This is a genomic window from Gluconobacter vitians, assembly GCF_015244565.1.
Classification (GTDB): domain Bacteria; phylum Pseudomonadota; class Alphaproteobacteria; order Acetobacterales; family Acetobacteraceae; genus Gluconobacter; species Gluconobacter vitians.
Map to the genome: position 1 here is coordinate 63,850 of NZ_JABCQG010000010.1, position 12,842 is coordinate 76,691.

Genomic DNA, 12,842 nt, shown 5'->3' on the forward strand with positions numbered 1-12,842 from the left:
GAAGCCGTTTTTTTTTGTGTCAGGTGTTCAGGACCATCCGGAGAGCCTGCTGGACGGACTGGGTGCGGATACTGCTGCGATCGCCCTTGAAATGGCATTGCGCCGTTATGACTGGGCCTGAGCGGAGCGCCAGTCCGAAGCACACGGTTCCAACTGGTTTGAGATCGGTCCCGCCACCCGGGCCCGCTATACCTGTCACTGACACAGCAAGATCCGCATCCATTGCATGCACAAGCGCGCCTGCTGCCATCGCCTCGGCAGTCTGGACACTGACAGCGCCGTATTGAGACAGAATGGCCTCGGGAACACCGACTGCACTCATTTTCAGCGCGTTTGAATAGGTTACGAAACCACCTTCCAGCACCTCGGATGAACCCGGAATGTCGCTCAGGGCAGCGCTGATCAATCCGCCTGTGCAGCTTTCCACGGTCACCAGTCTCCGGCCGGACTGATGCAGATGATCCAGAACCTGCTCGGCGAGTATGCGGATCCCGTTATCCGGCACGGGTATTCCTGACGTGGTAGATCATCATGCCTGCCTCGATATTTTCGATATAAAGACGCGTCTCGCGATAAGGCAGACGCTCAATCCAGTCGAGTAGACCGTCTTCGGAAAGCGGATCTGACGGCGGGTCAGCTTTCAGCCAGAGGTCCACCCTGTGCGGACCGGCATTATACGCTGCCAGCGCATAGGGGATCACGTTCCCGAAACGCTGCAGAAGCTGTGAGACATAGGCATTGCCTACCTTCAGGTTCGTCTCAGGGTCAGTCAGAGCCGCTGCGGAGACATTGATTGGCCCCATATGTGCCTTGCGCACCACATCCTTTGCTGCAGCCGGGAGAAGCTGTAACAGCCCGACCGCATGTGCCCCGCTGAGAGCATCCGGATCAAAACCACTTTCCTGCCGGATGATGGCGGGCAGGAGGCCATCAGGAACGGTCGAGGCAGAAGGGTAAGGATCGGGAAAGCCCTGCGGATACAGGGCAATTCCTTTGCGGGCCAAGGCGTAGGACGCAAACACTTCCGGCGCTGCTACCCCGAGGCCGGCAGCTGCATCGGCGACGGCTTTCTGACCCTCGGGCGACGGATTGACCACTTCCAGCATCATAAGGGAATCCCGGGCATGATCGGGATCGCCCGCCTGAACAAGATCAGTGGCCGCTTCAAGCAGGTCCGGGCGATTGAGTGTTCCGGCCTGCGGTGCGGGAAGGGAATGAAGGGCCTGTAGCAGCGCATTATCAAAGGCCGTGGATGACTGCCCGCTTGTCAGAATCCCGTTATCCCCGGTCATGGCTGCAAGAGCGAGCTGTCCGGGGAACGTTGTGGGAAACGCGGCGGCCTTGCGGAAAGCCGCCTCAGCCTGTTGCTGTCGGCTGGCAGCCTGCAAGGCGCGGCCTGTCCAGTAATAACCGCGGGCCTGCATCTGGAGCGAGGTCGCGTTCTGGAGAGGCTCAAAGAATTTCTGCGCGCGGGCCGGGGCCTGAAGTTCCCGCAGGGCGATTATCCCGCTTAGCAGCGCAGCTTCCTGACGGTCCGTCGTGTCAGGGGACAGTGTGGTGTCGTCTGCAAGATCCGCAGCTTCTTTCGGACGCCCGGCCAACAGCAGGGCCCGGGCAAGACTGATGCGTTCGGACGACCAGTCATGCGAAGGATTGGCCTGCTGAAGGGACGCGCCCTGTGCAGACCACAGGGCAAGTGCTTCATCCAGCCTGTCTCCACGGCGAAGGGCACGCAGGCGGTAGCGAATCAGGGTCGGGTCGGATTGCAGATCCGCGGGCAGGGACGCAAAGCGGGAGTCTGCATCGGGTGAAGCCAGACGTTCGCCCAGGCGTGCCTGGGCCAGAGGCTGCTGATCCGCAGACAGACGCTCAATCTGGCGGGATGCGGCAGAGAACTGCCCCCTCAGTTCCAGCGCTTCATAGCGGGTCCACTGGTCGGCATCCGTGAAAACCTGCCCGAAACGCTGGAGCAGAGTCTGTTCTTCCGCAGCGGTCAGGGCAATGCCCGACAGCCAGAGACGGCGCGCAGTGGCGGGGGCGTCCGGCAGATGGTCCATGCAGGTATTGAACGCTGTGGGCAGCGTGAGGGGGTATAACGGACAGAGCGTATTCAGGATCTGCGGATCGGATGTCCGGGACAGCGCGTTCTGGTAGCGCCACAGCATCCGGGCTCTCTGCGGCCATTGAGGCGTCTGTCGCAGGAAGTCCGCATAGCGCTGTGCCGGAAGGCCCGTACCGCCCGGCCCGACAAGAACCAGCCATTCCGCCAGCCGCTCCCGCACTGGTGGGGTAGGCAGGTCTGACGGTGTAGCGGCGAGGGCCGAGGACGCCGCAAGGATCGCCGTCAGGCCGGTCAGGAGAGCTTTCTTATGTCGGAAGAACATGATGCCAGACCTCTCCGCCACCGCGGATGATGAGTTCGATTGCAACCCCCAGAACCACCAGCAGGCCGATCCATGCGATCCAGCTGTAACGGGCCAGAAGATTGGCGATGACAGATGCCGCAAGCCCCATCAGCAGGACCGACAGCACAAGCCCCGAAACAAGAATCCATGGATGTCCGACGGCGGCACCGGCAACAGCCAGCACATTATCAAGGCTCATGGACAGATCGGCCACCACAATCCGGAGCACGGCGGGGCCAAGACGCGGCGGAGCGGGTTCAACGTCCTCGTGATGCTCGCCGACACGAAGTTCGCGGTACATTTTCCAGCAGACCCAGAGAAGCAGAAAACCACCAGCCAAGGTCAGCCCCACTACGGAGAGGAGCGTTGTTGCCAGCAGGGCCAGGCCAACACGGAGGATGGCCGCAAAACCCGTTCCGAACAGGATGGCCAGACGGCGCTGCCGCCCTTCGAGATTGCGAACGGCCATCCCGATCACGACGGCATTATCGCCGGCGAGGGTGATGTCGATCAGGGTGATCTGGCCGAGGGCGATCAGGGCATGAAGCAGAGAGTCAGGGGCCAAGGTGTCATTCTTCCGAAAAGGGGTCCGTGCAATATCTTCGTATTTGGTCTAAGCAGCCTCCGTAAAGACCCACCCCGCATCCGGAGTTCCCATGGTACCCCGTTACAGCCGTCCGCAGATGACTGCCATCTGGTCTCCCGCCAACCGTTTTCGCATCTGGTTCGAGATCGAAGCCCTTGCCTGCGAAGCCATGGCGAAACGGGGTGACATTCCCGCCGAATCAGCCAAGACCATCCGCGAGAAGGGCGACGCCGCCATGGCTGCGTTCTCCGATGCGGATCTGGCCCGCATTGACGAGATCGAGGCTGAAACGCGCCACGACGTCATCGCGTTCCTGACCTGGCTTGCGGAAAAGGTCGGCCCCGACAGCCGTTTCGTCCATCTGGGCATGACGTCTTCGGACGTGCTGGATACCTGCCTGTCCGTTCAGATGACGCAGGCCGCCGATCTTCTGCTAGAAGATCTGGACCGCGTTCTCGCCGCCCTGAAGGCCCGCGCCTATGAGCACCGCAACACGGTCACGATCGGCCGCAGCCATGCCATCCATGCCGAGCCGACCAGCTTTGGCCTGAAGATCGCCGGACACTACGCCGAATTCGCCCGCAACCGCGCCCGTCTGATTCAGGCACGCAAGGAAATTGCAGTCTGTGCCATCTCCGGCGCTGTCGGCACCTATGCCCATATCGACCCGGAAATCGAAGAATATGTGGCCGACAAGCTGGGTCTGGCTGTCGAGAGCGTGTCCACGCAGGTCATTCCGCGTGACCGTCATGCCGCATTCTTCTGCACGCTCGGCGTGATCGCCAGCGGCATCGAGCGGCTGGCTGTCGAGGTCCGTCATCTGCAGCGTTCGGAAGTCCGGGAAGCGGAAGAGTTCTTCCACAAGGGGCAGAAGGGCAGCTCGGCAATGCCGCACAAGCGCAACCCTGTCCTGTCGGAGAACCTGACGGGTCTGGCGCGCCTGATCCGCTCGCATGTCATCCCGGCGCTGGAAAATGTCGCGCTGTGGCATGAGCGGGACATCAGCCACTCTGCCGTCGAGCGCAACATCTGCCCCGATGCGACGATCGGTCTGGATTTCGCGCTGATCCGTCTGGCCGGGATGATGGAAAAACTGGTCGTCTACCCTGAGCAGATGATCGCGAACATGGAGAGCCTGGGTGGCGTCGTCCATTCCGGCGAAGTGCTGCTGACGCTGGCCCGTGCCGGTATTTCGCGTGAAGACGCCTATCGCATCGTGCAGCGTAACGCCATGGAAACATGGACGAAGCTGGGCAAGCCGGGCTTTAAGACCTTCCGTGAAAACCTCGAGGCCGATCCGGAAGTGTCCGGTCGTGTCAGCAAGGAGATTCTCGATCAGGCGTTCGATCCGGCACAGCATCTTCGCGCCGTGGATCGTATCTTCGCCCGCATCTTTGACTGAGAGGTCTGGGGGGCGTGGATTTCCTGCACCCCGCACACTCGCAGTTCCGGTTCCGCAATGCTATGGAACCACAATTCGTCGCTGCTCCAGCCGTCTGCATTTCCTGTCAGGACGGCGCAACGCTAAGGATTGCTCATGGCTCGCCGCCGCCAGCTCTATGAGGGCAAAGCCAAGGTTCTTTTTGAAGGCCCAGAACCCGGCACACTCGTTCAGTACTTCAAGGATGACGCCACCGCCGGAAACGGCGCGAAGAGCGGCATCATCACCGGGAAGGGCGTGCTGAACAACCGCATCAGCGAATACCTGATGCTCAAGCTGCACGAGATCAACATCCCGACCCACTTCATCCGCCGGCTGAACATGCGTGAGCAGCTCATCCGCGAAGTGGAGATCATTCCGCTTGAAGTCGTGGTACGCAACGTGGCGGCGGGCTCTCTGGCCAAGCGGCTCGGCATCCCCGAGGGGACACGCCTGCCGCGCACGATCATTGAATACTATTACAAGAACGATGCGCTTGGCGATCCGATGGTTTCCGAAGAGCACATCGCCGCCTTCAACTGGGCCGCGCCGCAGGACATGGACGACATGAACCAGCTGGCGCTCCGGACGAACGATTTCCTGATGGGGATGTTTACGGCCGTCGGTATCACGCTCGTCGATTTCAAGCTGGAATTCGGGCGGATCTGGGAAGGCGAGGAGATGCGCATCCTTCTGGCGGACGAGATTTCGCCGGATAACTGTCGTCTGTGGGATTCCAAGACGAACGAGAAAATGGACAAGGATCGCTTCCGCCGTGACATGGGTCGCGTCGAGGAAGCATATCAGGAAGTGGCAAAGCGTCTCGGGATCCTGCCCGAGTCCGGGAATGGTGACCTCAAGGGTCCGGAGGCAGTTCAGTGAAAATCCGTGTTTTTGTTTCCCTGAAAGACGGCGTTCTCGATCCGCAGGGCAAGGCCGTGGGCCATGCTCTCGAAACCCTCGGCTTCAAGGGCTTGGGCGAAGTCCGCATCAACCGCGTCGTCGAGCTTGACGTTCCGGCCGACAATGCCGCCGATGCGCTGGCGCAGGGTGAAGCCATGGCGCGCGCCCTGCTGGCCAATGAAGTCATTGAGGATTTCAGTGTCGAGGTGGCAGCATGACCCGTCTTTCCGCAATGCTCCTGCTGGCCGGCCTTGTCGCTGCGCCGGCTCTCGTTATAGCCCCGGCCCACGCGCAGCGTGTCTCGAAGGTTTCAGGCAAGGCTCTGGGGCAGATGTGCTCCAGCAAGTCGTCCATCGGCATGTGCGACGCCTATCTGTCCGGCCTGATGGACGGTGAGGCCTGGGCCAAGAAGTACGACAGCTTTGCGCATGATGAGTCCGCTCCGGTGGCATTCTGCGTTCCGGCCCAGCAGACCGCACCGCAGGTGCGTGGTCTGGTTGTCGCCTGGCTGCATGCGCATAACGATGCCCTGACGGAACCGGCAGGCAAGGCCGTCTATCGCGCCCTGCATGACACCTATCCGTGTCATGTTTCCGCTCCCGCGGAGGGCCAGAAATGAAGGCAGGTATCGTCGTATTTCCCGGCACGAACCGGGAGCGCGACATGGTCCATGCCCTGAAGCTGGTTACGGGGCAGGCGCCGCGTCTGATCTGGCACGGGGAGGCCTCTCTGGGGGATCTGGACCTCGTGGTGCTGCCGGGTGGGTTCAGCTTCGGGGATTATCTGCGCAGTGGTGCCATGGCCGCCCACTCGCCGATCATGCGTGACGTCAAGGCGTTCGCAGGCAAGGGCGGTCATGTTCTGGGCGTCTGCAACGGCTTCCAGATCCTGACGGAATCCCATCTGCTGCCGGGTGCGCTTCTGCGTAATGCGGGTCTGCGCTTCCTGTCGCAGGACTGCCACCTGAAGGTCGAGAACGCGTCTTCGCCCTATACGCAGGGCTGGACGCGCGGCGACGTGTTCCGTGCGCCACTCGCCCATGGTGACGGCAACTACACAGCCTCGCCCGAGACGCTGAAGCGCCTTGAAGGCGAGGGCCGCGTGGCGTTCCGCTATTGCGGTGCGGACGGCACGGTTTCGGACGATGACCGGACGACCAACCCCAACGGGAGCACGCGCTCCATCGCCGGTATCCTGAGCGAGAATGGCCGTGTCTGTGGCCTGATGCCGCACCCGGAGAACCTGACTGACCCCGAAATTGGCGCAACCGACGGCGTGCCGCTTTTCAAAGGCCTTGTGGAGGCTCTTGTCGGATGAGTGTGACGATTGATGCCCAGCTTGCCCAGTCTTTCGGACTGACCGGCGAGGAATACGACAAGCTTGTCACGATCATGGGACGGACGCCGAGCTTTACGGAGCTCGGGATTTTCTCCGTCATGTGGTCCGAGCACTGCTCCTATAAATCGTCCCGCATCCATCTCAAAACGCTGCCGACCAAGGCACCATGGGTCATCCATGGTCCGGGCGAAAACGCAGGCGTCGTGGATATCGGCGAGGGTCTGGCCGCCGTATTCAAGATGGAAAGCCACAACCACCCATCCTTCATCGAGCCTTATCAGGGCGCTGCGACAGGCGTTGGCGGCATCCTTCGTGACGTGTTCACGATGGGCGCACGTCCGGTTGCAAACCTCAATGCCCTGCGTTTCGGTGATCCGAAACATGCGGGAACGCGTCGCATTGTCGATGGCGTTGTCCGTGGCGTAGGCGGGTATGGCAACTGCGTCGGTGTTCCGACCGTGGGTGGCGAGGTCAACTTCCACAAGGCCTACGACGGCAATCCACTTGTTAACGCCATGACGGTGGGTGTGGCCAAGCAGGACAAGATCTTCCTGTCGGCTGCAGCTGGCGTGGGCAATCCGGTCGTGTATGTCGGCTCCAAAACGGGACGTGACGGCATTCACGGTGCGACCATGTCTTCGGCGGAATTCGACGAGGAAGCCGCGTCCAAGCGTCCGACCGTTCAGGTTGGCGATCCGTTCATCGAGAAGCTGCTGATCGAGGCCTGCCTTGAGCTCATGGCAACGGATGCGATCGTCGCCATTCAGGACATGGGTGCCGCGGGTCTGACATCTTCTGCCGTTGAAATGGCAGGCAAGGGTGGCGTGGGTATCGAACTCAATCTCGATGCCGTTCCGCAGCGCGAGCCGAACATGTCGGCTTACGAGATGATGCTGTCCGAGAGCCAGGAGCGCATGCTCATGGTCCTCAAGCCCGAGCGGACCGAAGTCGCCCGCGCGATCTTCGCGAAGTGGGAGCTGGATTTCGCCGTCATCGGTGAACTGACTGATACGGGCCGCATCACGATCCGCCACAAGGGCGAGGTCGAGGCTGACATTCCGCTGGCCCCGCTGGCGGATGAGGCTCCGGTCTATAACCGCCCGACTGTGCCTCTGACGGCACCGGCACGGATCGAGACGCCGGCCGACCCGGAAGGGATCGAGAAAGCGCTTCTGACGCTGATCGGTTGCCCGGATCTGGCATCCCGCGCCTGGGTCTGGAACCAGTATGACGGCTCGGTTGGTGGCAATACGGCCCGTCGTCCGGGTGCGGCCGATGCGGCTGTTGTGCGCGTTGAAGGCACGCGTCTGGGTCTTGCCCTGACGACGGACTGCACACCGCGCTACTGTCAGGCTGATCCGAAAACGGGTGGTGCACAGGCTGTGGCCGAAGCATGGCGTAACATCACGGCAACGGGCGCTATCCCGCTGGCCGTGACGGACAACCTCAACTTCGGCAATCCGGAACGTCCGGAAATTATGGCGCAGTTCGCCGATGCCATCAAAGGCATGGGCGATGCCTGCCGTGCGCTCGACTTCCCGGTCGTGAGCGGCAACGTCTCGCTTTACAACGAGACGCGCTCTCCGTCCGGCGAGGCTCAGGCGATCCTGCCGACACCAGCAATCGGTGCGCTTGGCGTTCTGACGGATGCATCAAAGTCCGTCGGGCTTTCCATGCCGGATGCCCATGATCTGGTGCTGGTTGGTGGCATTCGCGGCGAACTTGGGCAGTCGCTCTGGCTGCGCGAAATCTGCCAGCGTGAAGATGGTGCACCGCCGGTGGTCGATCTTGCGGTCGAGCGTCGCAATGGTGACTTCGTGCGCAGCCAGATTACGGCAGGCGCGGTTGCAGCCTGTCACGACATTGCCGATGGCGGATTGCTGGTGACGGTGGCGGAAATGGTCATGGCGAGCGGTGTTGGCTGCACGCTTGAGGCGGCTCCGACAGATGTTGCCGCGCATGCTTTCTGGTTCGGTGAGGACCAGGGCTGCTATGTTATTGCAACTTCCGATGGTGCAGCCCTTGTCGCAGCGGCGGAGAAGGCCAACGTTTCGGCAATGCGCCTGGGGCGTTCGGGTGGCACCGATCTGGAGCTTCCGGGCACTGTCCGCGTCAGTGCCGAACGTCTCCGGGAGATCAATGCCGCATTCTTCCCGCGGTTCATGGGTGAGGAGGCCTGATTTTCATGCCGATGACAGCTTCTGAAATCGAACGCACGATCCTTGCCGCCATTCCCGATGCCCGGATCGAGATCGAGGATCTCGCCGGGGACGGGGATCACTATGCCTGCACGGTCACGAGTGAGGCCTTCCGTGGTCTTTCGCGTGTGCGGCAGCACAAACTGGTCTATGATGCCTTCGGAACCCGCATGGGCACTGAACTGCATGCGATGGCCCTCAAGACGCTCACCCCTTAAGAGCCGGGGCTGACGTCTTTTTTTCCAGACGAGCACTGAGACAGCAGGCGCGGGCCTTTCGTCCGCCCTGCCGAAACAAGGAAAATCCAATGTCCGAAACCGTGTTCCAGCATATCCAGAACCTGATCGACGCCAATCCGGTCATGCTGTTCATGAAGGGTGACAAGCTCTTCCCGCAGTGCGGCTTCTCCGCCCGCGTAGTGCAGATCCTCACACATCTCGGCGTTCCGTTCGAGGCCTGCAACATCCTTGAGAGCGCCGAGTTGCGTCAAGGCATCAAGGATTTCTCCCAGTGGCCGACTGTGCCGCAGCTCTACATCAAGGGCGAGTTCGTTGGCGGCTGCGATATCGTGACCGACATGTATCAGAGCGGCGAGCTTGAGACTCTGCTGGCCGATAAGGGTATCACGACGGCCAACGCCTGATTCGGGCACGGTCATGATGAAAAGCGCTGAATTCAGCGTTTTTTAAGCATTGCTCCTGCCACATTTCAGCCATGAAGCGGCGAAAAGTGGCAGGACCTTGATTTTTTCGGAAACTTTCCCAACAGGGGTTGTCGAACCCCGAGTTCAGCGCATAGGCTGGTTTCATCAGAATGGGATGGGACGAACGTCAATGGCGCGTAACTGGGTCGGCAGAATTGCTCTTGGGATCATGGGTGTCGGTATCTGCATGGGAGCTGGCAAGGCTCATGCCCGTCCGGCCATTACCGATTACGAAGCCAGCAAGCTGACCTTCGACGCACTGACCGCAACGCCGGTCTATCACCGTGTTGTCTTCCATCACGCTCTTGCACATCGCACGACGACGCATCATACGGCTCTGGCCTGGAATAACTCCCACGCTGTTGTCCGTAACGTCGCCTATCATCCGCATGCCGTCGCTCATGCACGCGTTGCGGTCGCTTCTGCGCACCGTCACGCCCGCGTTCGCCGGACCTGATATTTCAGAACAGGCGTAGCGCGTCCTGGATGCGTCGCGCCTGACCTGACGGGTCAACGAGGATCAGATCAAACCGGGTGCTGGACCTGTTCCACTCCGGTTTTGTCAGCAGGATATAGTTGAAGGCTTCCATCAGCCTTTGAGACTGTCTGACTGTCAGGCATGAGGCACTTTCCCGCAGGCTGCGTCTCTGCTTGACCTCAACGGCAATCAGCCATTCCGAATCTGCCGCCAGAAGATCGAGTTCGCCGTAGGGTGTCCGTAATCTCTGTGCAAGAATTGTCAGCCCGCGCTCCTCAAGGAGGCCGGCTGCAATGTTTTCAGCATTCAGTCCCGTGTAATAGGACTGAACGCCACGTATCTGCCGGTTTTTCAGCGTTCGTCCCGCAGGAGACGGGCTGCATCCAGAGCGAAATAGGTGAGGATGCCGTTACAGCCAGCGCGCTTGAAGGCGATCAGGCTCTCCATGATCGTGCGGTCCCGATCGAGCCAACCGTTCTGGATGGCTCCCATCAGCATCGCGTACTCGCCCGACACCTGATAGGCGAAGGTCGGAACTTCGAAGCGCTCGCGCACGCGGCGAATGATGTCGAGATACGGCATTCCCGGCTTGACCATGATCATATCCGCACCTTCGCGCAGGTCCTGCTCGACTTCGCGCATGGCTTCGTCGGAATTGGCAGGGTCCATCTGGTAGGTCTTCTTGTCTCCGCTAAGGAGATCGCCGGACCCCAGCGCATCACGGAACGGACCGTAAAATGCGGAGGCATACTTGGCCGTGTAGGCCATGATGCGCGTCGTGTCATAGCCGTTGCCGTCGAGCGTTTCACGAATGGCCTTGACGCGACCGTCCATCATATCGGACGGGGCAATGATATCGTTGCCGGCACGGGCCTGATTGAGGGCCTGCTGGCGCAGGATCTCGACGGATGCATCGTTGAGGATACGGCCGTTCTCGATCACGCCGTCATGTCCGTGAGAGGTATAGGGGTCGAGCGCCACGTCACCGATGATGCCCAGATCGGGGAAGGCGTCCTTGATGGTGCGCGAGGCACGGCACATCAGGTTGTCCGGATTGAGGGCTTCGCTGCCTGTGGCATCGCGGACGCTCATGGGCGTCACCGGGAAAATGGCAACGGCCGGGACACCAAGGTCCACGGCCTGCCGGACGTGTTCAACGACATTATCCACGCTGACGCGTTCGGCGCCTGGCATGGAGTCGACTTTCTGGCGCTGGTTTTCGCCTTCGCAGACGAAGATCGGCCAGATCAGATTGTCGACATGCAGGCGATGTTCCTGCACCAGACGGCGGGTGAAAGCATCGTGGCGATTACGCCGCGGACGGGAAAGGGGGTATGCTGCATTGCTCATACCCCCGATCATGCTCCTAACTTTCGCGTCTGCAAAGTCGACTGTTGCGGATGCCGTAAGCAAAATAAACGGCAAGTCCAATGGCAAGCCAGACAACAAGCCGGATCCAGGTCAGCCTGTCGAGCGATACCATCACCGCACCGCAGGACAGGATGCCGAGCAATGGAACAAGGATACCTCCCGGAACCCGGAACTGTCGCGGGGCATCAGGATATCTGGCACGCAGCACAGGAACACCGATGCAGACGATGATGAAGGCAAGCAGGGTGCCGATGGACGTCATGTTGCCGAGCTGACCGATCGGAAGCACCGCAGCAAGCCCGCTGGTCAGCGCCGCAAACATCAGATGTGATGTCCAGGGCGTATGGGTGCTGGCATTGAGCTTCGAGAAGACGGGCGGCAGCAGACCATCATGGGACATGATAAGGAAGACGCGGGCCTGCCCCATCAGCAGCCCGAACAGGACGGATATGTAACCGGCCGTGATGCCGAGTTTCACAAGGCTGGCCAGCCAGGGCATGCCTGCGACATCAATCGCCGTGGCAACCGGGCTCGGATCATTGGCCATGGCGCGGTAATCGACCACGCCCGTCAGAACCATCGAGAACACGGCATAGACCACGGAGCAGACGAGCAGACTTCCCAGAATGCCAATGGGGATGTCGCGCGCCGGGTTGCGGCTGTCCTGTGCCGTAGTGGAGACGATGTCGAAGCCCAGATACGCGAAGAAGGCCATGCCGGCGGCCCGCATGACGCCGGACATGCCGAACTGTCCGAATGTGCCGGTATTCTGCGGGATGAACGGATGGTAGTGCTCAAAGCTGATATGGGGTGCGCAGGCCGCGATTACGGCGACGATGACGGCGAGTTTGATGCAGACGACGATCGTGTTGATGGTCGTGGATTCACTCACACCGCGCATGAGCAGGGCCGTGACGCCCCACAGGGCGCAGACGGCCGGAAGGTTGAACCAGGCCAAAGCCATGCTTCCATCCGGCATCGTGACGGGCGTCATTGGCGTTGCCAGCAGGCGCGGATCGATATGGATGCCCCAGCCCCCAAGCAGCGACGCAAGATAGCCTGACCAGCTGGACGCAACGGCCGCGGCGCCCACGGTATATTCCAGCACAAGATCCCAGCCGATGATCCAGGCGATCAGCTCGCCCATCGAGGCATAGGCGTAGGAATAGGCTGAACCGCCCGAAGGGATCATGCTGGCGAGCTCGCCGTAACACAGGCCCGCAAAGCCGCAGGCCACCGCTGCGATGACGAAAGAGAGGGTCACGGCCGGGCCGGCATTCTGGCCGGCGGCGACGCCCGTAAGGGAAAAAAGGCCAGCACCGATCGTCACACCGACGCCCAGGGCAACGAGCTGCCACGGGCCGAGGACACGCTTGAGGCCAGTCTGGCTGTCAGCTGCGGAAGATACGGGTTTGGTCCGCCAGAGCGGAGTGGTCATGG

Annotated in this window: 15 protein-coding genes; 9 read left to right on the forward strand and 6 right to left on the reverse strand. The window is 61.1% G+C overall.

Features of this window, described 5'->3' with window-relative positions; translation table 11 throughout:
* Positions 1-19: 19 nt before the first annotated feature.
* Genes HKD24_RS09025 through HKD24_RS09035 form a run of 3 tightly spaced genes read right to left on the reverse strand, consistent with a single transcriptional unit; the run spans position 20 to position 2,970 of the window.
* Entirely contained in the window at positions 20-505 is a 486-nt protein-coding gene (locus HKD24_RS09025) for a CinA family protein (protein ID WP_194259990.1), read from the reverse strand.
* Positions 495-2,384 carry a lytic transglycosylase domain-containing protein gene (locus tag HKD24_RS09030; protein WP_194259991.1) on the reverse strand — a complete coding sequence of 630 codons (1,890 nt, stop codon included), beginning with the start codon at positions 2,382-2,384 and terminating at the stop codon, positions 495-497. Before HKD24_RS09030 ends, HKD24_RS09025 begins: the two co-directional genes overlap by 11 nt.
* Complete coding sequence (locus tag HKD24_RS09035) at positions 2,368-2,970, reverse strand: YjbE family putative metal transport protein (protein ID WP_062510436.1); 603 nt, start codon at positions 2,968-2,970, stop codon at positions 2,368-2,370. Before HKD24_RS09035 ends, HKD24_RS09030 begins: the two co-directional genes overlap by 17 nt.
* A 91-nt stretch (positions 2,971-3,061) precedes the next feature.
* Here HKD24_RS09035 and purB point away from each other — a divergent pair, with 91 nt between their 5' ends.
* The 9 genes from purB to HKD24_RS09080 all read left to right on the forward strand — a co-directional run bounded on the left by purB (position 3,062) and on the right by HKD24_RS09080 (position 10,010).
* A complete protein-coding gene (gene purB, locus HKD24_RS09040; RefSeq protein ID WP_194259992.1) occupies positions 3,062-4,393 on the forward strand; it encodes an adenylosuccinate lyase in 1,332 nt (443 codons plus the stop codon).
* Positions 4,394-4,528: 135 nt separating this feature from the next.
* Positions 4,529-5,293, forward strand: a complete 765-nt coding sequence (gene purC, locus HKD24_RS09045; RefSeq protein ID WP_062497937.1) for a phosphoribosylaminoimidazolesuccinocarboxamide synthase — start codon at positions 4,529-4,531, stop codon at positions 5,291-5,293.
* Positions 5,290-5,532, forward strand: coding sequence for a phosphoribosylformylglycinamidine synthase subunit PurS (gene purS / locus HKD24_RS09050; protein WP_194259993.1), 243 nt, complete (start codon positions 5,290-5,292; stop codon positions 5,530-5,532). Before purC ends, purS begins: the two co-directional genes overlap by 4 nt.
* The gene (locus tag HKD24_RS09055; RefSeq protein ID WP_194259994.1) at positions 5,529-5,933 is read left to right on the forward strand and encodes a Rap1a/Tai family immunity protein; all 405 of its coding nucleotides are present in this window, start codon (positions 5,529-5,531) and stop codon (positions 5,931-5,933) included. Before purS ends, HKD24_RS09055 begins: the two co-directional genes overlap by 4 nt.
* Positions 5,930-6,631 carry a phosphoribosylformylglycinamidine synthase subunit PurQ gene (purQ, locus tag HKD24_RS09060; RefSeq protein WP_062510433.1) on the forward strand — a complete coding sequence of 234 codons (702 nt, stop codon included), beginning with the start codon at positions 5,930-5,932 and terminating at the stop codon, positions 6,629-6,631. The genes HKD24_RS09055 and purQ overlap by 4 nt, the downstream gene beginning before the upstream one ends.
* Complete coding sequence (gene purL / locus HKD24_RS09065) at positions 6,628-8,832, forward strand: phosphoribosylformylglycinamidine synthase subunit PurL (RefSeq protein ID WP_194259995.1); 2,205 nt, start codon at positions 6,628-6,630, stop codon at positions 8,830-8,832. Before purQ ends, purL begins: the two co-directional genes overlap by 4 nt.
* Positions 8,833-8,837: 5 nt before the next feature.
* Positions 8,838-9,068 carry a BolA family protein gene (locus HKD24_RS09070; protein ID WP_194259996.1) on the forward strand — a complete coding sequence of 77 codons (231 nt, stop codon included), beginning with the start codon at positions 8,838-8,840 and terminating at the stop codon, positions 9,066-9,068.
* Positions 9,069-9,157: 89 nt separating this feature from the next.
* Positions 9,158-9,493 (forward strand): Grx4 family monothiol glutaredoxin, encoded by a 336-nt coding sequence (gene grxD, locus HKD24_RS09075; RefSeq protein ID WP_194259997.1) that lies wholly within the window; start codon positions 9,158-9,160, stop codon positions 9,491-9,493.
* Between the two features lie 175 nt (positions 9,494-9,668).
* The gene (locus HKD24_RS09080) at positions 9,669-10,010 is read left to right on the forward strand and encodes a hypothetical protein (protein WP_228124289.1); all 342 of its coding nucleotides are present in this window, start codon (positions 9,669-9,671) and stop codon (positions 10,008-10,010) included.
* A gap of 4 nt (positions 10,011-10,014) precedes the next feature.
* Here HKD24_RS09080 and HKD24_RS09085 read toward each other — a convergent pair whose 3' ends face one another.
* From HKD24_RS09085 to HKD24_RS09095, 3 genes are read right to left on the reverse strand one after another with little or no spacing between them, the layout of a single operon-like run.
* A complete protein-coding gene (locus tag HKD24_RS09085) occupies positions 10,015-10,386 on the reverse strand; it encodes a YraN family protein (protein ID WP_322783302.1) in 372 nt (123 codons plus the stop codon).
* Entirely contained in the window at positions 10,383-11,381 is a 999-nt protein-coding gene (hemB, locus tag HKD24_RS09090) for a porphobilinogen synthase (RefSeq protein WP_228124290.1), read from the reverse strand. The genes HKD24_RS09085 and hemB overlap by 4 nt, the downstream gene beginning before the upstream one ends.
* 16 nt (positions 11,382-11,397) lie before the next feature.
* Complete coding sequence (locus HKD24_RS09095) at positions 11,398-12,840, reverse strand: APC family permease (protein WP_194259999.1); 1,443 nt, start codon at positions 12,838-12,840, stop codon at positions 11,398-11,400.
* Positions 12,841-12,842: the final 2 nt, after the last annotated feature.